The sequence below is a fragment of the Pseudomonas sp. Q1 genome (genome assembly GCF_009935975.1).
GTDB classification, from domain to species: domain Bacteria; phylum Pseudomonadota; class Gammaproteobacteria; order Pseudomonadales; family Pseudomonadaceae; genus Aquipseudomonas; species Aquipseudomonas palleroniana.
Window position 1 is genome coordinate 140,880 of the sequence record NZ_QODI01000006.1, and the last position, 22,779, is coordinate 163,658.

Annotated in this window: 21 protein-coding genes and 1 pseudogene; 9 read left to right on the forward strand and 13 right to left on the reverse strand. The window is 56.5% G+C overall.

Features of this window, described 5'->3' with window-relative positions; translation table 11 throughout:
• The first annotated feature begins 95 nt into the window (after positions 1–95).
• A complete protein-coding gene (locus DK870_RS11450; RefSeq protein WP_161548667.1) occupies positions 96–983 on the forward strand; it encodes a formate/nitrite transporter family protein in 888 nt (295 codons plus the stop codon).
• On the opposite strand, the gene DK870_RS11455 is transcribed toward DK870_RS11450, so the two are convergent.
• Positions 977–2,236 carry a sodium:proton antiporter gene (locus DK870_RS11455; RefSeq protein ID WP_090368274.1) on the reverse strand — a complete coding sequence of 420 codons (1,260 nt, stop codon included), beginning with the start codon at positions 2,234–2,236 and terminating at the stop codon, positions 977–979. The genes DK870_RS11450 and DK870_RS11455 overlap by 7 nt on opposite strands.
• 184 nt (positions 2,237–2,420) lie before the next feature.
• Here DK870_RS11455 and DK870_RS11460 point away from each other — a divergent pair, with 184 nt between their 5' ends.
• Complete coding sequence (locus DK870_RS11460; RefSeq protein ID WP_060753415.1) at positions 2,421–2,807, forward strand: MAPEG family protein; 387 nt, start codon at positions 2,421–2,423, stop codon at positions 2,805–2,807.
• A 116-nt stretch (positions 2,808–2,923) separates the two neighbouring features.
• Here DK870_RS11460 and DK870_RS11465 read toward each other — a convergent pair whose 3' ends face one another.
• Positions 2,924–4,105, reverse strand: coding sequence for a murein transglycosylase A (locus tag DK870_RS11465; protein ID WP_161548668.1), 1,182 nt, complete (start codon positions 4,103–4,105; stop codon positions 2,924–2,926).
• 130 nt (positions 4,106–4,235) lie between these two features.
• Between DK870_RS11465 and DK870_RS11470 the strand changes: the two genes are divergently transcribed.
• Complete coding sequence (locus DK870_RS11470; RefSeq protein ID WP_064454500.1) at positions 4,236–4,685, forward strand: cytochrome c; 450 nt, start codon at positions 4,236–4,238, stop codon at positions 4,683–4,685.
• Between the two features lie 6 nt (positions 4,686–4,691).
• Here the strand turns inward: DK870_RS11470 and DK870_RS11475 are convergent, their stop codons facing one another.
• The 5 genes from DK870_RS11475 to DK870_RS11495 form a co-directional block, all read right to left on the reverse strand.
• Complete coding sequence (locus tag DK870_RS11475; protein ID WP_161548669.1) at positions 4,692–5,087, reverse strand: DUF1090 domain-containing protein; 396 nt, start codon at positions 5,085–5,087, stop codon at positions 4,692–4,694.
• A 69-nt stretch (positions 5,088–5,156) separates the two neighbouring features.
• Positions 5,157–6,821 (reverse strand): NAD-dependent DNA ligase LigB, encoded by a 1,665-nt coding sequence (gene ligB / locus DK870_RS11480; RefSeq protein WP_161548670.1) that lies wholly within the window; start codon positions 6,819–6,821, stop codon positions 5,157–5,159.
• Positions 6,822–6,916: 95 nt separating this feature from the next.
• Positions 6,917–7,267 (reverse strand): hypothetical protein, encoded by a 351-nt coding sequence (locus tag DK870_RS11485; protein WP_060753410.1) that lies wholly within the window; start codon positions 7,265–7,267, stop codon positions 6,917–6,919.
• A 220-nt stretch (positions 7,268–7,487) separates the two neighbouring features.
• On the reverse strand, positions 7,488–8,678 hold the full coding sequence (gene metK, locus DK870_RS11490) for a methionine adenosyltransferase (protein ID WP_060753409.1): 1,191 nt from the start codon (positions 8,676–8,678) through the stop codon (positions 7,488–7,490).
• A 19-nt stretch (positions 8,679–8,697) separates the two neighbouring features.
• Complete coding sequence (locus DK870_RS11495) at positions 8,698–9,693, reverse strand: metalloregulator ArsR/SmtB family transcription factor (protein WP_161548671.1); 996 nt, start codon at positions 9,691–9,693, stop codon at positions 8,698–8,700.
• Positions 9,694–9,965: 272 nt separating this feature from the next.
• Here DK870_RS11495 and tkt point away from each other — a divergent pair, with 272 nt between their 5' ends.
• The 6 genes from tkt to fba all read left to right on the forward strand — a co-directional run bounded on the left by tkt (position 9,966) and on the right by fba (position 16,406).
• The gene (tkt, locus tag DK870_RS11500) at positions 9,966–11,963 is read left to right on the forward strand and encodes a transketolase (RefSeq protein WP_090368286.1); all 1,998 of its coding nucleotides are present in this window, start codon (positions 9,966–9,968) and stop codon (positions 11,961–11,963) included.
• Between the two features lie 210 nt (positions 11,964–12,173).
• On the forward strand, positions 12,174–13,229 hold the full coding sequence (gene epd / locus DK870_RS11505) for an erythrose-4-phosphate dehydrogenase (RefSeq protein ID WP_060753406.1): 1,056 nt from the start codon (positions 12,174–12,176) through the stop codon (positions 13,227–13,229).
• 17 nt (positions 13,230–13,246) lie between these two features.
• Positions 13,247–14,410, forward strand: coding sequence for a phosphoglycerate kinase (locus DK870_RS11510; RefSeq protein WP_161548672.1), 1,164 nt, complete (start codon positions 13,247–13,249; stop codon positions 14,408–14,410).
• Between the two features lie 29 nt (positions 14,411–14,439).
• Complete coding sequence (locus tag DK870_RS11515; protein WP_060753404.1) at positions 14,440–14,667, forward strand: hypothetical protein; 228 nt, start codon at positions 14,440–14,442, stop codon at positions 14,665–14,667.
• A 61-nt stretch (positions 14,668–14,728) separates the two neighbouring features.
• Positions 14,729–15,061 (forward strand): MliC family protein, encoded by a 333-nt coding sequence (locus DK870_RS11520; RefSeq protein ID WP_161548673.1) that lies wholly within the window; start codon positions 14,729–14,731, stop codon positions 15,059–15,061.
• Positions 15,062–15,341: 280 nt separating this feature from the next.
• Positions 15,342–16,406, forward strand: a complete 1,065-nt coding sequence (gene fba / locus DK870_RS11525) for a class II fructose-bisphosphate aldolase (RefSeq protein ID WP_003177554.1) — start codon at positions 15,342–15,344, stop codon at positions 16,404–16,406.
• Positions 16,407–16,810: 404 nt separating this feature from the next.
• Here fba and DK870_RS11530 read toward each other — a convergent pair whose 3' ends face one another.
• The 6 genes and pseudogenes from DK870_RS11530 to DK870_RS11550 form a co-directional block, all read right to left on the reverse strand.
• Entirely contained in the window at positions 16,811–17,344 is a 534-nt protein-coding gene (locus tag DK870_RS11530; RefSeq protein ID WP_161548674.1) for a hypothetical protein, read from the reverse strand.
• 666 nt (positions 17,345–18,010) lie between these two features.
• Positions 18,011–18,454 carry a hypothetical protein gene (locus tag DK870_RS11535; protein WP_161548675.1) on the reverse strand — a complete coding sequence of 148 codons (444 nt, stop codon included), beginning with the start codon at positions 18,452–18,454 and terminating at the stop codon, positions 18,011–18,013.
• A 1,641-nt stretch (positions 18,455–20,095) separates the two neighbouring features.
• Positions 20,096–20,509, reverse strand: a complete 414-nt coding sequence (locus DK870_RS11540) for a hypothetical protein (RefSeq protein ID WP_161548676.1) — start codon at positions 20,507–20,509, stop codon at positions 20,096–20,098.
• A gap of 438 nt (positions 20,510–20,947) precedes the next feature.
• Positions 20,948–21,370 (reverse strand): hypothetical protein, encoded by a 423-nt coding sequence (locus DK870_RS11545; protein ID WP_161548677.1) that lies wholly within the window; start codon positions 21,368–21,370, stop codon positions 20,948–20,950.
• Positions 21,371–21,715: 345 nt separating this feature from the next.
• A pseudogene (locus DK870_RS29655) lies at positions 21,716–21,835 on the reverse strand (fructose-bisphosphate aldolase); the annotation flags it as partial.
• Between the two features lie 236 nt (positions 21,836–22,071).
• Positions 22,072–22,737: a polysaccharide lyase family 7 protein gene (locus tag DK870_RS11550; RefSeq protein WP_060753402.1), complete on the reverse strand. Its 666-nt coding sequence runs from the start codon at positions 22,735–22,737 to the stop codon at positions 22,072–22,074.
• Positions 22,738–22,779: the final 42 nt, after the last annotated feature.

A 22,779-nucleotide genomic window follows, 5' to 3' on the forward strand; every position in this document is an offset into this window, starting at 1 on the left:
AGGCCTGGCGCATTCCGGTTTAAATACGGTGCCACTGAACAGCCATCGTTGTGGCGTGTCGTAGCTACAGGAACCCCCTAAGGACACTGTAGATCATGGCCACCCCCGAAGACGGCAAGACCCCCAACCTGTCGCAGGAAGAGCAGCAGGACGTAGACAAAAACCAGCCGCCCCGTGCGGCTGTGCTGCATGAAATCATCCGTACCCAGGGCGACCAGGAACTGGAGCGCAACGTTGCGGCGTTGTGGTGGTCGGCGCTGGCAGCCGGGTTGACCATGGGATTGTCATTGATGGCCATGGGGCTGCTCAACTCGCGCCTGCCGGAGGGCGAAGCCTTCAAGGTCATCGCCAGTTTCGGCTACTGCGCGGGGTTCCTCGCGGTGATCCTGGCACGCCAGCAACTGTTCACCGAGAACACCCTGACCGCCGTGCTGCCGGTGATGAGCAAACCTACGCTGAACAATGCGGGTCGGCTGCTGCGGCTGTGGTCCGTGGTGCTGGTGGGTAACTTGTGCGGCACCTTGCTGGTTGCCTACGTGATGCTGCACTTGCCGATCTTCGACAGCAAGACCGACCTTGCCTTCCTCGAGATCGGGCGCAAGATCATGGAGAACGACGCCGGCCAGATGTTCGCCAAGGGCATCGTTTCCGGCTGGATGATCGCCACCATGGTGTGGATGATCCCGTCGATGGAAAGCGCCAAGATCTGGATCATCATTCTGATCACCTACCTGATGGCGCTGGGCGACTTCACCCATATCGTGGTGGGGTCGGCGGAAGTGTCCTACCTCGTGTTTGCCGGTGAACTGTCGTGGCATGACTTCTGGCTGGTATTTGCCGGCCCGACCCTGGCCGGCAACATCATTGGTGGCAGCTTCATCTTTGCGTTGATCAGCCATGCGCAGATCCGCAGCGAAGGCAGCCTGCCCGGCAAACAAGCTGCGGACCCAAGGCATCCGCAGCCCATCAACAAGGATCAGTGAGGTTCGGGTGTGGCCTCGGGTTCGCCCTGGGTCACATGCTTGACCAGCTTGCCGATGCTCAAGCCCTGCAGCAGGATCGATGACAACACCACGATGTAGGTGATGCTCAGCAACAGGTCGCGTTCCGGGCCCAGCGGCAAGGCTAGGGCCAATGCCACCGAAACGCCGCCGCGCAGGCCGCCCCAGGTGAGAATGCGGATGGTGCCACGCGGCACGCTGCGCCAGCGACGCAGCAGCAGGATCGCCGGAGCCACCGTCAGCAGGCGCGACAGCAGGATCGCCACGGCCAGCAAGCTTGCCGCGAACACATGCAGCCAGTTGAACGGCAGCAGCAACAGCTCCATGCCGATCAGCGCAAACAGCAGGGCGTTGAGCATGTCATCGAGCAGTTCCCAGAAACCGTCCAGGTAGCGCCGGGTCATGTCGTTCATCGCCAGTTTGCGGCCCAGGTTGCCGATGATCAGCCCTGCGACCACCATCGCAATCGGTGCAGAGACGTGCAGTTCGGTGGCCATCGCCGAGCCGCCGATGACCAGGGCAAGGGTCAGCATCACTTCGACCTGATGCTGTTCAATGCTTTTGATCATCAGGTACACCAGGTAACCAATCAAGCCGCCGAACACCACGCCACCCAATGCCTCGTGGGCGAACAGCATGGCGGTGGCACCCACGGTCGGGGTTTCGCCCAACTGCGCGATGCCCAGCAATACGGTAAACACCACGACCGCTGTGCCGTCGTTGAACAGCGATTCGCCGACGATGGTGGTTTTCAAGGGCTTCGAGGCGTTGGCGGTACGCAGTACGCCGAGCACTGCAATCGGGTCAGTGGGGGAAATCAGCGCGCCGAACAACAGGCAGTAGAGGAAGCTCACGTGCCAGCCAAACAGGGCAAAGATGTAATACGCCAGGCTGCCGATCACCACGGTAGCAATCAACACGCCGAAGGTTGCCAGCAGGCCGATGGGCCAGCGGTAACTGCGCAGGTCATTCAAGTTCACGTGCAAGGCGCCGGCAAACAACAGGAACGACAGCATCCAGTTCATCAGCAAGTCGCCGAAGTCGATCTGGCCGATCAGTTGCTGGATGCGGTCTTCCAGGCCAGGGTAGCCAAGCACGCTCAACCCTTGCAGGATCAGTGAGAAGAGCAGGGCCGTGACCATCACGCCAATAGTGGGCGGCAGGCCGATGAAACGGAAGTTCACATAGGTGAGCAGTGTGGTGAGGCAAATGAAAGCGGCGACAAGTTCAAGCATCCGGGGTCCTTGGAAGTGGTTTGGATCGTTCGTCAATGGGTGGATGGACCGCAGCAGCGGTGGGATGTTGCAAGCGCTGGATAGAACCTTTTCGGTTCGACAGGGCTCATAGCGGGTGAGTGCGGTCGCGAATGTTTGGTGCTAAAACTCTAACCGCTGGTTAAAACAACAAAAGGAATCTGTGATGACGGTGGCATTCTGGTGTGTATTGATCGCGATTTTCCTACCTTACCTGTGCACGGGAGTGGCCAAGTTCAGCGGCGGCAAATTCGGACCGCGGCAGAACCACGACCCACGTGCTTTCCTGGATACCCTGGAAGGGGTAGCCAGACGCGCCCACAACGCACAACTGAACAGCTTTGAGGTGACGCCGGCATTCGCCGCGGCGGTGATTATTGCGCACCTGGCCGGTACGGCGTCGCTGGTGACGATCAACGTGCTGGCCGTGTTGTTTATCACCAGTCGCCTGCTGTACATCATTTGCTACCTGGCGGACTGGGCGATGTTGCGTTCGCTGGTGTGGTTCGTGGGCATGGCGTTGATTGCGAGTTTCTTCTTTGTCTCGATCTGACGCCTGACGCAAACCCCTGATGTTGACCTATGGCGAAGCCGCCCTAATCCAGGCACCGCGTTCTTCCAGGCAGAGCTCAGGTGCCTGGTTTGGGGCGGCCTCGCCATAGGTCAACATCAGGTGCCGGCAGGCGCGTCCGGCACCTGTGGCAATGCAGCACCTTTAGGCCACAACATCCAGATCTGCCCCTGCTGCTTCATGTTCCCGGCCAATTCACCCGCCGCATCCCCCGTGCCCCAGAACAAGTCCGCACGCACTTCACCCGTGATCGCGCCGCCCGTGTCTTGCGCGGCGACGGGCCTTGAGATCGGTGAACCATCGGGTTTGGTGGTCGACAGCCACAACAGGCTGCCGAGCGGAATGACCTTGCGATCAACGGCCACGCTATAACCGGCCGTCAACGGCACATTCAAAGAACCCCGTGGCCCTTCGTTACTGTCGGGGCGGGCGCTGAAGAACACGTAGCTGGGGTTGCTCGCCAGCAGTTCCGGAATGCGCTGTGGATGGGCCTTGGCCCAGGCGCTGATGGCGCCCATGGTCACATCGTCTTTTTTCAGTTCGCCTTGCTCTACCAGCCAGCGTCCGATCGGGCGATAGGGGTAGCCGTTCTGGTCGCCGTAACCCACGCGTAGTTGGCGCCCGCCTGCCAGTTGAATACGCCCCGAGCCCTGGATTTGCAGGAACTGCAGGTCCATCGGGTTGGTCAGCCAGGCAATCGGCTTGGCGGTCGAGCCTTGGCTGTTGAGGGTGCTGGCGTCGTCATAGGGCTTGAGGACGCGACCTTCCAGGCGACCACGCAGGCGCTTGCCCTTGAGTTCGGGGTAGATACTTTCCAGGTTGACGATGATCAGGTCGTCCGGCACGCCATACACCGGCACATGGGCCGTGGCGGTTTCGGTCAGGCTGCCGGGGTAGACCGGCTCGTAGTAGCCGGTGATCAGGCCGTTCGGAGTGTTGTCGGCCGAGCGCAGGCCAAATACATCCAGGCGCTCCTTGAGAAAACCGCGAACCGCCTCGGCATTGCCCGGCACGCTCACTGCGGCCGCACAGGTCGCGCCCCACACCGGATCGGCCTTGAGGCGTTGGCAGGCACTGCGCCAGGACTCAAAACCGGCCAGCAGGTCGCTGTCGGACACGCTTGGCAAGGCTTCCCACGGCGCGCTCACATAAGTGGCGATAGCATGGGGTTTGGGGGCTTGCGGTTGATTGGCGTCTTTGCCGCCGTCACAGCCCGCCAGCAGCGCGAAGATCGGCAGAGCCCACGCCAGGCGGCTCCAAGGTTTGAAGGTGAGATTCATATACAAGCAATTCCTGAAGCGGTCACCCGTGCATTTATGCCTGTGGGCAACCCTTATTATTAATAGGGCTATTGGTCTTTACGGGCGGGGCGAGGATACTGGCCGCCGTTCCCGTGACCTTGAAGCCATCATGACTTTTAAAAAACTGACCGTGGTATTGCTGGCCTGCCTGACGTTGTCCGCCTGTGGCGGTGTTGATCCGAACTCGCCGCTGGGTCAGCGCAAGGCGATCTTCAAGCAGATGCTCAAGACCGGCGAAGACCTGGGGGGCATGTTGCGCGGACGCATTCCGTTCGACGGCGCAAAGTTTGCCGAAGGTGCGGTCAAGCTGGACGCGTTGTCCCACGAACCGTGGAAACATTTCCCAAGCGTACGTGAAGAAGACCATACCAGCGCCAAGGATAACGTGTGGCAACAACAGGCACGTTTCCAGGAGCTGGCGCGTAACCTTGAGGCGGCCACCGGTGAACTGGTGATCGCCAGCCAAGTCCAGCCTTACAAAGCCAGCAACCTGGGGCCTGCCGTGCAGAAAGTCGAAGATGCCTGCACCGCCTGCCATAAGCAGTTCCGAGACCATTGACCGGTTTTATTTGTCGAGTTCTTCCACGGCGTCCTGCAGCTCTTTGCGCGAGTCGGCGAGCTTGTCCTTGCGCTTGTTGATCTTGTCGGCGTCGCCCTTTTTCATCGCCTTGTCGAGGTCGGCCTGACGGCGGCTGACTTCGTGCTTGGCGTCGAGCACTTTGTTTTCACGCTCTTTGCGCAAGGAGGCGTCAGTGCAGTGGGTGGTGACTTCGCTCAGGGCTTTTTCCAGGCCATCCTGCTGCTCGCTGTTGCCGTGCACCTTGGCTTGTTCGATCTGCGTGCTGATGGCCTGGCGCTTGGCGGCGCAGCCGGTGAGTGGCGAGTCTTCTTCGGCTGCCAGCAACGGTGTGGTCATGAAGCTTGCGGCGGTCAATAGGGCGAGGGGGGCGAAAAAATTCATGTGGGACTCCAAAGTCGCGATCCGATGGCAGGATGAATTCTGCCGGGGTTAAAAGTAGTTGGCCTGGGTTCAAAACCCGTCTATTCCGGCCGTACGTAATGTTTGAGCCAGCGCCTGCACTTGCGGGTCGTGAAAAAAAGCGCTGAGTTGCGCGGCGCGACCCGGGCCGATGCCGTCGGTGGCGAGCCAGGCTTGTGTGTCCCGGGCAGCCAGAGTGTGCCAGCCGCCTTCCAGGTTATTGCGTGCCGAGGGCGGTACGCCCAGGGCTTTGAGCCATTGTGCAAAAGGGCGTTGCCGGGCGCTGTGGATGTTGTCGAGCACCCGCGCACGGCTGCGGTCGCCGAAGCCGTCAATGTTAGCAAGCTCTGTCGCATCCAGGGTTAACCAATCGAGAAAGCCTGCGATTAGACCGGCCTGGATCAATATGTTCCAGGTCTCGCGGCCCATATGCGGTAAAGCCAGGCCCTGGTTGCTGCTGAGCCAGGTCAGGCGCGCGAGCAGCTGCTCCTCGCAGCCGGGGTCCAGTTGCCAGCAGCTCAAGGCATGGAACGCATGGGCGTCGGGCGCTTGCACTTGCACCCGGGTCTCGTTGCGCAGGATGACTTCGTCCAATCGGGGAATCACCTGGCCGGCCAGGCTGATGGACACCTGGTCTCCGGGGCGGATATCCAGGGTTTGCCAGCGCTTCAGGGAGCCGACGCTGACCCGGCTGATCTGCCGATCATCCAGGCGCACGGGTTCCAGTTCCAGAATGGGGGTGATGCGCCCCGTACGACCGATCTTGAATTGCACCTTGCGTACCAGTGCCAGGGCCTTGGCGGCCGGGTATTTCCAGGCGACTGCCCAGTAAGGTGCAGCGACTTGCCAGCGTTCGGCGGGTGCGCGCGCGGCTTGGTGCAGCACCACGCCATCGCTGGCGAAGGGCAGAGGCTGGTTGTACCAATAAGTGCGCCAATGCGCGGCTTCGCTGATGTGTTTGATAGGGTGGCTGTAACGCTCGCTGTCGCTGAAACCCCAGCGTGCCAGGGTCGCCAGGCGCTCGGAGAAGCTGGCCGGGCCTTCTGGCCAGGCCCAGACGAAAAGGCCGATTCCGGCGGCTTCGACGTCACTCAACTGGTGGCGATTCATCAGGCCGGCTACTTTGCTGCGGGCATTGAGCCCGCCCTGTTCCGACTGCACGTGTGCATCCAGGCGCCAGTAAAGCTCGCCTTGCAACACGACATCGATGGGCTCCGGCAGTTGCTGGATGATCGCGGCGATCTTGCTGGCGGAGGTGGACCAGTCCTGGCCGAGCACGCCATCGCCGCGACTGATGACTTGGCTCAAGCGCCCGCTGCGGTACACCAATGTCACCGCCACGCCGTCGACCTTGGGTTGAATCCAGACGTCTTGGCGGCGCCCAAGCCAGTCGGCGACGGCCGATTCATCCAGCAACTTTTCGAGGCCGGTGTGTACCACCGGATGAGGCCGCGTGCCCCGTGAACTGGCCAGAGGTGAGTCGGTGTCCGATGTGGGGTGGGGAAAACATTCGCGCCACCGGCTCAGGCGCTGGCGGGCCTGGTCGTAGAGTTCGTCACTGACGGGGGATTGGCCGAGGCGGTGGTAACGGTCATCCCACAGGTGTATTTGCCTGGCCAGGGTGTCGAACTGTGAGCGGGTCCGGTCGGTGCAGTCTTCGGCCGTGACCCACAAAGGTAGAGCACTCAGCAGTAAAACCATCAGCAAGCGCATCATGAGCATCCTTGCTCGAAAAGGGTGCCCAGCCTAAGTGATCCACGCAGCCACAAAAAAGCCCCGAACGAGCGGGGCTTTTTACTGGGTGTTTCGGCTTACTTGAACAGGCCGCCCAAGGCTTTCACCGCGTCGTTGTTCTGTGCCTTGGCCTGCTGCTTTTGCTGGCTGGCGTCGACTTTGGCCTGGGACTCGGCGAGTTTGTTGCAACCTTTGTTGACTTGTTCCAGCGCAGCCTCAAAGGCCTTCACTTTCAAAACGTCGTTCTGAGCATTGGCTGCATCGATCTTGGCTTGCAGGTCTTTGGCGTGTTGCTGGCAATCGCCGGAATTACCGCCGCCCAGTTGGGAGCTCAGGGCACCGCTCAGTGCGCTCAGGTCCGCGGCGTGAGCCGGCAGGGTGAACAGGCTGAGCAGAAGGGCGGCAGGGGCGAGCGTGGAAATGCGCATGAAAAACCTCAATGTTCGATTGCCTGCGCGCTTATCCGTCCCGGGCGGGCGCAGTGCAATATCCAGATGGAGGTGAAGGGCCCGAGAGGGCGCGGATTCTAGAGGGCCATTATTTGGCCTGCAAGGTTTGGATCCAAAATATTTGACCGTTGTGCGTAAACCTGCGGGCAATAAAAAGCCCCGCCGGGCTAACCGGCGGGGCCTTGGGTACTGCGAGCGATTACAAACCGGCAGCGGTGCGCAGGTCGTTGGCGCGGTCGGTTTTTTCCCAGGTGAAGGTGGTGAAGGTGTCGTCGCCGACGGTCTTCTGTGCAGGTGTACGGCCGAAGTGGCCATAGGCTGCGGTTTCCTGGTACATCGGATGCAGCAGGTCGAGCATGGTGGTGATCGCGTAAGGGCGCAGGTCGAAGATTTCGCGTACCAGCTTGATGATCTTGTCGTCGCTGATCTTGCCGGTGCCGAAAGTATTCAGCGAGATCGACGTAGGCTGCGCTACACCGATGGCGTAGGACACTTGAATCTCGCAACGCTCGGCCAGGCCGGCGGCGACGATGTTCTTGGCCACGTAACGACCGGCGTAGGCCGCCGAGCGGTCAACCTTGGATGGGTCTTTGCCCGAGAACGCGCCACCGCCGTGACGGGCCATGCCGCCGTAGCTGTCGACGATGATCTTGCGACCGGTGAGGCCGCAGTCGCCCACCGGGCCACCGATGATGAACTGGCCGGTCGGGTTGATGTGGAACTGGGTGTCTTTGCTCAGCAGTTCGGCAGGCAGCACGTGCTTGACGATCAGTTCCATCACGCCTTCACGCAGGTCGGCGTAGGACACGTCCGGGTTGTGTTGGGTCGACAATACAACAGCGTCGATACCGACCACCTTGCCGCCGTCGTAGCGGCAGGTCACCTGGGACTTGGCGTCCGGGCGCAGCCATGGCAGCAGGCCGGATTTACGGGCTTCGGCCTGGCGCTGTACCAACTGGTGCGAGAAGGTGATCGGTGCCGGCATCAGCACGTCGGTCTCGTTGCTGGCGTAGCCGAACATCAGGCCCTGGTCGCCCGCGCCTTGATCTTCCGGCTTGGCACGGTCCACGCCCTGGTTTATGTCGGGGGACTGCTTGCCGATGATGTTCATCACGCCGCAGGTGGCGCCGTCGAAGCCGACGTCGGAGCTGTTGTAGCCGATGTCGGTGATCACATCACGGACGATCTGCTCCAGGTCGACCCAGGCCGAAGTGGTCACTTCGCCAGCGATGATCGCTACACCGGTTTTCACCAGGGTCTCGCACGCCACGCGGGCGAACTTGTCTTGAGCAATGATGGCGTCCAGCACCGCATCAGAAATCTGGTCGGCGATTTTGTCCGGATGCCCTTCAGACACGGACTCGGAGGTGAAAAGGGAGTATTCGCTCATCTCGATGTTTTCCTGATATTTACCGATGGTGAGTGTCGCCAGCCGGTCGCTGAAAGTGGCGAACCTGGATCTGGAAACCATTACGTAAACCTACATAGAGGCTTTCCCCGGGAACGAGTCCCGCAGCGGTGGCCCAACGGGCCAGATCGTCCTGTTCAAAACCCAACCAGAGATCACCGCAGGCCTCCCTGGCCCAATTCTGGTTGTGGCTGCATAGATCCGTAACCAGCAGGCTACCGCCGGGGTGCAGCAACCCGGCCATTTGCTTGAGGGCGTCGGCGGGGGCGGCGAAATGGTGCAAGACCATATTCAGTACCACGCAGTCGGCCCGCAGGCTGGTGTGATTCAGGGCGTCAGCCAACTGCAGGCTGACATTGCCCAGTGCCTCGCGCTCGCATAACTGGCGCGCCAGCTCGAGCATGGCCGGGCTGTTGTCCAGCGCGGTGACCTGCTTGAAGCGGCGCGCCAGCTCCGGCAGGAAACCGCCATCGCCAGGGCCGACTTCCAGTGCGCTCGCCTCTTCACTGAAGCTCAGCTTGTCCAACAACGCCAGTACGCTCTCGCGGTACTGGGGCAAACCGGCGATCAGGTCCTGCTGGGCGCGAAACTTCTCGGCTACCCGTGAGAAAAAGTCCTGGCTGGCAGCGGCGCGTTGCCCGTGCACTTGAGCGATACGCGCCTGTACATCCGTCGGCAGCCCGAGGTTGTCCACCTCCTCCAGCAAGGCCGCGTGCAGCTTGCCGCCGAGCAGTTCGGTGTGGGGCAGGGCGCGGCGGTAGAAGATCGCATTGCCTTCACGGCGGGTGGCCACCAGTTCGGCCTGGGCCAGCACCTTCAAGTGGTGGCTCATGCCCGACTGGCCGATGGCGAAGATCTGCGCCAGTTCCAGTACACCGAAGGAGTCGTTGGCCAGTGCACGCAATACGTTCAGGCGCAGCGGATCACCAGCGGCCTTGCACAAGGCTGCCAGTTCATCGCCGTCGTCTGGGCGCAGGGAGGGCACGGGTAGGTTCATAAGGCCAGCAGTCTAGTGGTGGGGGGAGGTCCCCGCAAGGTCAATATCAAAAAGTTTTGATATTGAACGATAAGTGGCGGTTATAAGCAGTCGGTATAGTCTTGGGACGAACCGGTGAAAGGTTTCTGCAGGCGATTGCCGCTTAAAGCACAGGAAAAACACCGCCAAGTGACTATCTGTCATTGCCCGCAGGCGGTGGCTGAGGGAAAATGCCGGTCCTTTTTTCCGTTTCTTTTATTCATTGTCTATTCAAAATCCCCAGGAGATCAGCGATGCCCAGCCGTCGTGAGCGTGCCAACGCCATTCGTGCCCTCAGCATGGATGCCGTGCAAAAAGCCAACAGCGGCCATCCCGGTGCCCCGATGGGCATGGCGGATATCGCCGAGGTACTTTGGCGTGACTACCTGAAGCACAACCCGAGCAACCCGTCGTTCGCCGACCGTGACCGCTTCGTGCTGTCCAACGGCCATGGCTCGATGCTGATCTACTCGCTGCTGCACCTGACCGGCTACGACGTCACCATCGATGACCTCAAGAGCTTCCGCCAACTGCACAGCCGCACTCCGGGCCACCCGGAATTCGGCTACACCCCAGGCGTGGAGACCACCACCGGCCCCCTGGGCCAGGGCCTGGCGAACGCCGTCGGCTTTGCGCTGGCTGAAAAAGTACTGGGCGCACAGTTCAACCGCCCTGGCCACGACATCGTCGACCACCACACCTATGTGTTCCTGGGTGATGGCTGCATGATGGAAGGCATTTCCCACGAAGTCGCTTCCCTGGCCGGCACCCTGGGCCTGGGCAAGCTGATTGCCTTCTACGATGACAACGGCATCTCCATCGACGGCGAAGTCGAAGGCTGGTTCACCGATGACACCCCGAAGCGTTTCGAAGCCTACAACTGGCAGGTGATCCGCAACGTCGACGGCCACGACCCGGAAGAAATCAAGACCGCTATCGATACCGCTCGCAAGAGCGCGCAGCCAACCCTGATCTGCTGCAAGACCACCATCGGTTTCGGCTCGCCGAACAAGCAAGGCAAGGAAGACTGCCACGGCGCCCCGCTGGGTGACGCGGAAATCGCCTTGACCCGCGAAGCGCTGAAGTGGAACCACGGCCCGTTTGAAATTCCTGCCGACATCTATGCCGAGTGGGACGCCAAGGAAAAGGGCCTGGCCACTGAAGCCGAATGGGATCAGCGTTTCGCTGCCTACTCCGCCCAGTTCCCTGAGTTGGCCAACGAACTGGTACGCCGCCTGGCCGGTGACCTGCCTGCCGATTTTGCGGAAAAAGCCTCGGCCTACATCGCCGAAGTCGCGGCCAAGGGCGAGACCATCGCCAGCCGTAAAGCCAGCCAGAACACCCTGAATGCCTTCGGCCCGCTGCTGCCTGAGATCCTCGGCGGTTCGGCTGACCTGGCCGGTTCCAACCTGACCCTGTGGAAAGGTTGCAAAGGTGTCTCGGCTGAAGATGCCAGCGGCAACTACATGTACTACGGCGTGCGCGAGTTCGGTATGAGCGCCATCATGAACGGCGTGTCGCTGCACGGCGGCCTGGTGCCTTACGGCGCGACCTTCCTGATGTTCATGGAATACGCACGCAACGCCGTGCGCATGGCCGCGCTGATGAAGAAGCGTGTAATCCATGTGTACACCCACGACTCCATCGGCCTGGGCGAAGACGGCCCGACGCACCAGCCGGTCGAGCAACTGACCAGCCTGCGCACCACGCCGAACCTGGACACCTGGCGCCCTGCCGACGCGGTGGAATCCGCGGTGGCCTGGAAGCATGCGATCGAGCGCAAGGACGGCCCATCGGCGCTGATCTTCTCGCGTCAGAACCTGCAGCACCAGGTGCGTACCGACGCGCAGATCGCCGACATCAGCCGCGGCGGCTACGTGCTCAAGGACTGCGCCGGCGAGCCGGAACTGATCCTGATCTCCACCGGTTCCGAAGTGGGCCTCACGGTTCAGGCTTATGACAAGCTGACCGAGCAAGGCCGCAAGGTTCGTGTTGTTTCGATGCCTTGCACCAGCGTGTTCGAAGCCCAGGACGCGAGCTACAAGCAATCGGTATTGCCGCTGCAAGTCGGCGCGCGCATTGCCATCGAAGCGGCTCACGCCGACTACTGGTACAAGTACGTGGGCCTGGAAGGCCGTGTGATCGGCATGACCACCTACGGTGAGTCGGCGCCGGCGCCAGCGTTGTTCGAAGAGTTCGGCTTCACCCTGGAGAACATCCTGGGCCAGGCTGAAGAGCTGCTGGAAGACTAAAAGCACGTCTCCTTGTAGGAGCGAGCTTGTTGTGGCGAGGGAGCTTGCTCCCGCTGGGCTGCGAAGCGGCCCCAAACCGTGCGATCGATATGTGTCAGATACACTTCGTCAACCGGTCTGGGAGTGCTTCGCACTCCAGCGGGAGCAAGCTCCCTCGCCACGCAAGCTCGCTCCTACAATGGTTTATGTCGCCCACACTACGAGAACCCCATGCCTCAACCGCGTCCCTACAAAGTTGCACTCAACGGCTACGGCCGCATTGGTCGTTGCGTCTTGCGTGCTCTGTTCGAGCGAGGGGCGGCGGCTGGCTTTGAAATTGTCGCGATCAACGATCTGGCCGACATGGCCAGTATTGAATACCTGACACGCTTTGACTCCACCCACGGCCGCTTCCCTGGCGAAGTGCGGGTTGACGGCGATTGTCTGCACATTAATGGCAACTGCGTGAAAGTGCTGCGCAGTGCCACCCCCGAGGGCATCGACTGGGCGGCGCTGGGCGTCGACCTGGTGTTGGAATGCTCCGGTGCCTACCACACCCGTGGCGATGGCCAGCGGTTCCTCGACGCTGGCGCGCCACGCGTGCTGTTTTCCCAGCCGATGGCCAGCGAGGCGGATGTCGACGCCACCATCGTCTACGGCATCAACCAGGATTGCCTGACCGGTGATGAGTTGCTGGTGTCCAACGCCTCCTGTACCACCAACTGCAGCGTGCCGCTGTTGCGCCTGCTGGATCAGGCGATTGGCCTGGATTATGTGTCGATCACCACGATTCACTCGGCGATGAACGACCAGCCGGTGATTGACGCCTACCATCACGAAGACCTGCGCCGCACACGATCGGCGTTCCAGTCGGTGATTCCGGTGTCCACCGGCCTGGCCCGTGGGATCGAGCGCCTTTTGCCGGAACTTGCCGGGCGAATCCAGGCCAAAGCCGTACGGGTGCCGACGGTGAACGTGTCCTGCCTGGATATCACCATGCAGACCGTCAGCGACACCGATGCGACGGAGGTCAACCGGATCCTGCGTGATGCCGCCACCCGCGGCCCGCTCAAAGGCTTGCTGGCCTACACCGAGTTGCCCCACGCCAGTTGTGATTTCAACCATGACCCGCATTCGGCGATTGTCGATGCCAGCCAGACCCGCGTTTCCGGCCCCAGGCTGGTGAACATCCTGGCCTGGTTCGACAACGAATGGGGCTTTGCCAACCGCATGCTGGATGTTGCCGAACACTATCTGCACATCGCTTCTAAACAACCTCAACAGTAATTCAGGAACTGCGACCCATGACCGTGTTGAAGATGACCGACCTCGATCTGCAAGGTAAGCGCGTACTGATCCGCGAAGACCTCAACGTCCCAGTCAAGGACGGTGTTGTCACCAGCGATGCGCGAATCCTGGCCTCGCTGCCGACCATCAAGCTGGCCCTGGAAAAAGGCGCGGCCGTGATGGTGTGCTCCCACCTGGGCCGTCCGACCGAAGGTGAGTTCTCCGCCGAAAACAGCCTCAAGCCGGTGGCCGACTACCTGAGCAAGGCCCTGGGCCGCGACGTGCCGCTGGTAGCTGACTACCTGGGTGGCGTTGAGGTTAAAGCGGGCGATATCGTGCTGTTCGAAAACGTGCGCTTCAACAAGGGCGAGAAAAAGAACAGCGACGAACTGGCCCAGCAATACGCGGCCCTGTGCGACGTGTTCGTGATGGACGCCTTCGGCACCGCTCACCGTGCCGAAGGTTCGACCCACGGCGTGGCCAAGTTCGCCAAGGTCGCGGCGGCCGGCCCACTGCTGGCGGCTGAACTGGATGCACTGGGCAAGGCCCTGGGCGCGCCGGCGCAACCGATGGCCGCCATCGTGGCCGGTTCCAAAGTGTCCACCAAACTGGACGTGCTCAACAGCCTGAGCCAGATCTGCAACCAGCTGATCGTCGGCGGCGGTATCGCCAACACCTTCCTGGCCGCTGCCGGCCACCCGGTAGGCAAGTCGCTGTATGAGCCGGACCTGCTGGACACCGCCCGCGCCATCGCCGCCAAGGTCAGCGTGCCGTTGCCGGTCGACGTGGTGGTTGCCAAGGAGTTCGCCGAGAGCGCCGCAGCCACCGTCAAGCTGATCGCTGACGTGGCCGCCGACGACATGATCCTGGATATCGGCCCGCAAACCGCGGCTAATTTCGCCGAACTGCTGAAAGCTTCCCGGACCATCCTGTGGAACGGTCCGGTCGGCGTGTTCGAATTCGACCAGTTCGGCAACGGCACCAAAGTGCTGGCCAAGGCGATTGCTGAAAGCGCGGCGTTCTCCATCGCCGGTGGCGGCGACACCCTGGCGGCCATCGATAAATATGGCGTTGCTGATCAAATTTCCTACATTTCTACCGGTGGTGGCGCGTTCCTCGAGTTCGTCGAGGGTAAGGTGCTGCCGGCCGTGGAAGTGCTGGAAACCCGAGCCAAAGGTTAAGGCGCGTGATCCGGAAAAGGAGCATTCCCATGATCAAGTCGCTGGCATTGGTGATGACCGCAGGCCTGTTGGCCGCCTGCGGTAGTACGCCACGTGTGGCGCCCGAGGCGGACAAAGCCGATGCGCCTCGCAAACACAGTTGCTACCAGGCTGACTGGCAAGCCGAAACCATGCCGGTGATCAACAAGCGCATCGGCAACGAGCGGCTGGAGAAATACGACGCCGCGCCCAACGGTCAGGAACAGGGTTGCCCTTGACGGGTCTGATCAACTAACCGACAGCAGCAGGGGCCCTTGGGCCTGCGTTCGAGGATTGGCAATGAAAGGCGTTTTCGCCCTCACGGCACTGGCCCTGTTGGCCGGTTGCAGCAGCATGAACATGTTCAACAAGGCAGAGCCTGCCGATAAGTGGACCACCTGGACCTGCGACAGCAAGGCTGAGGTCAACTGGCGCTTCGCGAACCAGGCTCGTTCCGAGGTGGATGTACGTCTCGGGGGTTCCGAGCAGGTTTACCGCCTCAAACAAGAGGTTGCCGCCTCGGGCGTGCTGTACAGCGACGGTCAATTGGCGTTTCACACTAAAGGTGAGGAAGGCCTGGTCTACTGGGTTGCGACTGACGATTTGATCGGGCGCGGCTGCAAGGCCCAGTAACTGGAGCGCGGTCTCGAAGGTCATGAGATCCAAATGTGGGAGGGGGCTTGCCCCCGATAGCGGTGGGTCAGTCAAGAGATTCATCACTGGGAGGCTGCCATCGGGAGCAAGCCCCCTCCCACATGAGATTCGGTTCAAAACTGGAACTTGAGTCGCGCCCATCAGAAATAACGATTCAGCAGGCCAGGCGTGCAAAACCTGACCGGCAATAACTTGAATAGCGGCCTGCGCTACGGCAGGCTTGCACGATTAACGACCCTCGATCGGGAGAGACAACACAATGGCACTTATCAGCATGCGTCAAATGCTGGACCACGCAGCCGAGTTCGGCTACGGCGTCCCAGCCTTTAACGTCAACAACCTTGAGCAGATGCGCGCCATCATGGAAGCCGCTGACAAGACCGACTCCCCCGTGATCGTCCAGGCTTCGGCCGGTGCCCGCAAATACGCTGGCGCGCCGTTCCTGCGTCACCTGATCCTTGCCGCGATCGAAGAATTCCCGCACATCCCGGTGTGCATGCACCAGGACCACGGCACCAGCCCTGATGTGTGCCAGCGCTCCATTCAACTGGGCTTCAGCTCGGTAATGATGGACGGCTCCCTCGGCGAAGACGGCAAGACCCCGACCGACTACGAGTACAACGTACGCGTGACCCAACAAACCGTGGCCATGGCTCACGCCTGCGGCGTCTCGGTTGAAGGTGAGCTGGGCTGCCTGGGCTCCCTGGAAACCGGCATGGCCGGCGAAGAAGACGGTATCGGCGCCGAAGGCGTGCTGGATCACAGCCAGATGCTGACCGACCCGGAAGAAGCCGCCGACTTCGTGAAAAAGACCCAGGTGGATGCCCTGGCCATCGCCATCGGCACCAGCCACGGCGCCTACAAGTTCACCAAGCCACCGACCGGCGACGTGCTGGCCATCGACCGCATCAAGGAAATCCACAAGCGCATCCCCAACACCCACCTGGTGATGCACGGTTCTTCCTCGGTACCGCAAGAGTGGCTGGCGATCATCAACCAGTACGGCGGCGACATCAAGGAAACCTACGGCGTACCGGTTGAAGAAATCGTCGAAGGCATCAAGTACGGCGTGCGCAAGGTCAACATCGACACCGACCTGCGCCTGGCCTCCACCGGTGCGATGCGTCGCCTGATGGCGACCAACCCGAGCGAGTTCGACCCACGTAAGTTCTTCGGCGCCACCGTAACGGCAATGCGCGACGTGTGCATCGCTCGCTACGAAGCGTTCGGCACGGCCGGTAATGCTTCGAAGATCAAGCCGATCTCGTTGGAAGCGATGTACCAGCGGTATTTGAAAGGTGAGTTGAACGCCAAGGTGAATTGAGCCTCAGGTGTTTGAAAAGAAGCCCGCAGTGATGCGGGTTTTTTTCGGCCGACGAATGAGCAATCAGTTATTAGGTGGGCGAAAATTGATATCTGGCCTTCGCCTGTAAACACAAGAAAATGAGTTTGACTGGGATCTGTAAAAAGTTAATTTAATGAGTGTATACGGTGGGTGATCTCTGAACTTTGAATTTGTACGTTAAGCTGTCGTAATGGTTAACTTTGAAAAACATTTGTTATCCGGGATGATGCGTCCACTGACATGGATTTAGTTATTAGTGGTATGTGATCTAGAACTTCACGCCGGAACCTGTAGTAATGAAGGCGTGAAGCCTAGATCGGTAAATACTTTGGTAGTTTTTTGATGTGAGTGGTGAGTTGGTTATTGTCCTAAATGTTTGCAATTTAAGGGATTATTAAATTCAAGATAAGAGCAGGTGTACCCCTGCGGCTAGTGGTGAAATGGGTAGCGCTGAAATAAAGGCGATACATGCCTTTGGCGAAGTCGTAGCCGCTGCCGTCTTCTTGATCATCGTCATAGTCATCGTCATCGTCTTCATCGCCAACATCCTGGCTGATATTACTTCCACTAACTTCATATGACCCTGCTGTTACAGAATGTGGTCCGCCTCCCGGTGGGATTGGAGATTCATGAATTGTATAATATTGGTGTCCATCTTTGATATAAGAAGTGAATTTTGTGAGTGCATATGCGGTGCTGAGATAGCTATCTGGTAGCTCAAATGACTTGATTTTATCCAAGGGGTAAGTTGTATTTGCTGTGGTGCCGTCGAGTTCAAGTGTTAATGTTTTTGTAGCTTTATCAAGAGATTTTATTATTCCAGAAGTTGCTCTAACCCTACCATTTACGTCAGCGACGAAGCTTACATGGGACTCTACATCAAGAACTACGCTCACAACTGTTTTTTTAGCGTTCATGATCATATTCCTTTTTGTCGTTTGTTTTCTGTTGATACGTTTGTTTTGTGTGGTTCCTGTGATGCTTATGGTTGTTTTAATCAGGGTCGCGAATCGTGGTGATGTAATTTTGATAAAGATTCGAATTAAAAGTTAGTCATGGTTAGAGGGCCTCCTGCTAAGGGCTGTTGTGGTGTGTGATTGAAAAACCATAGATGAATTTTGATCGAAGAGATCCCTGGTTTGGAAACTGGCATGCACCAAATTCGGTGATAGGCAGTTGTTTATAATTAATCTAGAGTATGATTCTTGAGAAGGTAACTGTGAATGTTGACAGGTGTTTAGAATTTATTGTTTTAAGTAGTTGTCATATGTGTTTTATTTTGGTATATAAGTCTGTAATAGGCGTGATGTTGAGTTTTCATGAGGTTGTTTAGACGATAGAGATCTTTCGTGTATCGCTCTGAAGTCGATCTCAGCATCCACAAGTCATAGAATTTTTTGAAGGCGGTATTATTTCCAGCGTCATTTGATCGGCTGAGCTACGCTAATGTGATTTGAATTTCAGGTATTTGAAGAAAGCCCGCAATAATGCGGGCTTTTTTGTGGCTGAATATCTGGTTAAGCTGGATTTTAATCAAAGTAGTCAATGTTGGTCGGTCAGGCGTTCGAAAAGAGACGGATGATTTAGGGTTTTTTAACTTGCAGGTATTTAGAGAGTATTGCATAGACCGTATAGTTTGCACTGGCGGCAGGCGTTGATATGCTTCCATATAGGTCCCAATTTCCTTCGTCTAGAATCTCCATTTCTTTTTGGGGGAAGTATATTGCGCCGGAGAGTTCGTATGTCAATGTGAATTGGTAAGCTAAAGTAGTGCCTTTAGTCAGGTTGTCTATATAGATATCTACTATATAACCTTTTTTGATCAGCGCCGATGGTGCAGTTCGAATCATGAGTCCTGAGGTATTTGAGTGGGTGGCGTAGTTTTTATTATTAACTGTGTAGTCAACACATGCAGGATTTTTTCTGTCAATACCAATGATAGTCTCAGTAAAAGGCGTATTGGCATTCGCGTCGGTGCTGTAGAGAAGCTCAAGTTGTGGGAAAACCTTGTATGTTGGCGTGGCCATGATGATCACCTTATGGGTGTGTGAGGTATTATCTTAGTCTCGGTAATGAGGCTTTCAACTGTGAACTCTGACAGTTGACAGGGCTGATTTTTCTGTGCGCTTAATTTTTGATTCATTTTTGAAGTTAACAGGAGCCATTGATAGATAAACAAGATAAGAGTACATACAGAAGGGGCTTCAGCACAGGCTGGAGCCTGATTAGAAAGCGCGCCAATTGATTCAGAAAATAATTTAACTTAGGGTGCGAGCGCTTTAAGCTAGGTTTTTGTAATGTGCGAGTTAGGGCACTATAAACGTAATTCCAAAAAAATAACTGACGTGGAATATATGCGGGCTTCCAGGCGTTCCAGAGGCACAGGATATCTCAAACACGTGGTCTAACATTTTTCTTGCGTCGGTAAAGGGTATTTGGAACTTGGTATTTTGAGCGACGCTGTTTGTTCCAGGCATAATTCCTACCGGGATTGTTGCATAAGGCGTTGTGCTAGGAGTTGCTGTGGGTGTTCGGTCTATGTAAATCTCTATAACGTCTCCTGGCCGAAAACTAGAGTGGCTGGGGATAAGAAAGTCAATCGGCGTGTTGTTTGCTATGTCAGCAATTGGATTGGAGGTGAAGAAGGGCGGCGACGGAAATTGTTTTGGGTTTACCAGTTGCGGGGCTTGGCCTGCGCCGAATGGGCGTTGAGGAAGAGTTGTCATGAGATAATCTCGAATATAAGGTTGGGGTTAATAAGTTTGGCTATGTCTCGGTATCAAAAACTAATCTCTAGGTTGGCAATTTTAAACCCGCTGTACGGCTCTGATGCCGCAATTAAAGCTATCTTGCATAAAGAGGTTTAGGTGCGCGTTACAGAGTTTGCTCGAATTAACAATGTACAATGTGTAGCTGTTGAGTGTTATGTGCTAGTTTTAACCATACTCTAGCTCTTGCTGTTGTAGGTATGTTGTTTCGATTATACGTCGTGCTGGTACGGTAAATTGGCTGAAGATGGAATATGTCGATTGTGGATGGTCCTGTTGTAGTAATGACGTGTGAGACCGAGCCGTCTTCCAGTTGTATCGGTATTTGGAGAATAGAGTCTTCTGAGGCTATATATGTAATAGTGTCTACATCATAAATCGTGAAGTTGTAAGTTCTTCCATCTTTTGTTTTAAAATATATGTTCTTGGTTTGTGGGTCTGCCCAGATGTCCGTTGAAATAAAATTTCCTTGTGCTGTCCTTATCTCAAGCTGCTCACCTGGTTCAGGTGATAGATAAATGTTAGTTAGATAAGAAGAGAATGCCATGGTCGCCTCGGCTTTAAACTCTAAAAATATGGGAGGGAAATCCCTCCCAAAAAATATTTGGGTTTCAGCTTCCTTGCGTCGTCAGATAGAGAACAGGTGTTGGTCTCAATGCTGAGGGGGTCGTAAGGTCAATTGCCAGTAGGAAGGTGCAATCCTTTACGAGGAATGCACGGGGTCTCCCTCCCGTCGTTGGACCTACCACTATTATACTTGCGGCCTTTTGATCTAAACCTACTAGGTTCACGTTTTCATACAAAGTTGCGTTTGCTATAAACGTGACTGGGTCATTAATTTCCAGTGCTATACTGGCGTCTGCATTGCATGTGGTTTGCATGTGTTAATCCTCAGAGTCTTTAAGAAACTTGATTAGTGATGGCAATAATCGGTTGCGAAAGATCTATTTTTCTACCCCATATCGAGAACTGTGAACCGGGTGCGTTAATGTAAGGATTTTGGTAAAAGTTGTTTTCATAGTTGTTGATGACTGAGTACGGAGCATTAATGTAGATTCGGTTTGTTTTAGTGTCGATTGTAGTATTAACTCCCGACTCCTCAGTTACTTCAATTGTTGAGTTGGCCATGTTTACGGACTTTAGGTAGCATTTGCGTGGTACTTTTCCAAACAGGCCAGTCAATAACAAGCAACCTAGCGGCGTGAAAGTTATTCCCACTGTAGGTGCAGGTTGTGGCGCAGGTTGTGGCACTGACGGGTAGATAACAGGGCCATTGTTGAAGACCGTTGAACCCGGAGCGTAGATAATTGCCATGTTGGAACTCCTATACGTAGGTGAGCCTTGATATTGGTACCAATGGAACCTGATGGATACTGTTAGAAATAACAGTTGTATATATTTTTTTGCGATAAAAATATTTTTGATATGATTTTAAGGGCTGAGGAATTTTTTTGGGAACTTGAAAAGTGATATGTGCCTCAGCACTTTTAATTTGGGTTTGTTTCAAGAAAGCGTTTACTGAGATATGTATCGTATTGATAATGGAAAAATATTGAATCGTGCGGAGGGTGAAGGGGGGATTTCGAGGGGAAGTTAAAGGCTCGATACTCGAGACAAATGCCTAGAAAACAGCATTGAAATTAGTCGATCATGCGTTTGCTGCCACGCCGGTGAGATGTAATTCTTACGGATTTCTACCCTTGATGGGTGTGAGGAGTGATTTATTTGAAGCGATTTTTGAAATAGAATTGATTAACTGAACCTCCAGATCATTGCCAATGATGCTACTGCTACTGTTCCATTTGAATTGGTTTGTACGTAATAACAGTCATAGTCGCCTAGTGGAGGGGGCGCGAAATTTTGAATTTCGGCAGCGTATCGCGCCACATTGGCAGACAATAATAAGTTGAGGTCAGCCTGAGTGAATGTTTTTGTATGAAATGGAGCGGCTGCGGGCGGACCTGAAACAGGGTCCAAATAGAAATCCATCCTGTCTCCTACTCTAGTGTTGACATGAAGGAAGGTCGTTAAACCCAAGAGACTTAGCGATAACACGATAAGCGGTGCGTACCCTGCCGCAGGTGTCATGACTGGCAGGCCATTGATCGATGTCGCCGAAATTGCAGACGTTATCGGTTGAAGTGGATAAGGAGAAATCGCCGTCAGTGTGGTCATGAATTTATTCCTGTCTTTATAGCGATAGCTATGTCGCCTGGGAGTATTTGCTCATAGGTTTTCGAGTGGTTAAATATTACTGGTGTGTAGTATTTAAAATACTATCTTCATTTTGCTCTCTATGAACCTGTTAATATTCACAGTTCTTTATGGTTTTTTGCTATATCTAATTCGAATTTCTATTCAAAACGTGCTTCGAGAGAGCTTTCAGATCCCGTAGGTAGTGTGTCGTGAGAGAGTAGTAGGGTGTGATCTCCGTCGCTGAAATTGAACGCTACGAAGGTTGAGATTATGAGAGGTAGAACAAAGCTTCAGGGGCGGTCTGAGAGCTTAGTACTACTGATGGCTCATTAGCTTTAGCTCGCTGACACTGTGTTCCAACAGGCAGGCGTGGATATCCGGTAGTGGGGCGTCGCTATCGATGAGCAGAACAGGGGTGTCGGTTGCCGATTCAGTGCAAGGCATGAACCGGCAAGGTGGCAGTTGGCTTCATGGAACATTCTTAACTCAGGAGAAGAATAGCCACCGTTTGCTGCGAACAGGCAAATGAGATCAACCGTGGGAGCCAAGCTTGCCGCGATAGAAGGGTGTCAGTCACTTGAAGAAGTTGGCTGATACTCCGATTGCAGGCAAGCCCGGCGTCACAGAGGGTTTAAGAAACTGGATTCATCGAGGTGCAATCCTTGGGATCACAGGACCATTCACTCGTGATCAATATCCAACTTGGCAAACGTCACCCGCGCGCCTTCCTTGCTATCCCCACTGTTGTCCTGCACATACACCCCCGCCTTGAAGTACAACGGCTTGTTCCCCCACGCCGCGCCGATTCGCTCGTTCCACTCTCCGTCCGCGGCATACACGCTGAGCAGGCCGGCTTTGTTGAGGTTGATCACGTAGGTAAAACTCTTCTCCAGCGGCACATTCGACGCGATGGTTACCACGCGGCCTTCGCCGTCGTCCGGGCGCATGCGCACCTTGGCGACGATGTTGCCGGTCTGGGTCTTTTCCTTGAACTGGTATTCGAGTTTGATCAGCGGCTTCTGGCTGTCATAGGCATGAATCTGCCCGATCACGACTTTACCGGACGACGGCACCTGGTTGACCTCCAGGGTCGCGCGCAGGAAGTTGTTCGCTTCTGGGTAGGTCCAGTTTCGCAGCCTTCCGTCGGCATAGGTTTCACGTAATTCGCTGCGGGGGTAGATGGCGTTTTCGGTGCGGGTGCCGGTCACCGGTGTCCAGAATTGCACGTTGCTGCCTTCGGCCTGGAAGTACTGGTCCTTGAAGCCGCTGACCAGCTTCGGTGTGTCGATAGTCGCGGGCGGGGAGCCGACAGGAATGCTCAGGTTCCAGGTGGAAAGGTCGATCATGGTGTTGGCCTTATTACAGGGGTTGAAGGCTTTAGCCCGAGG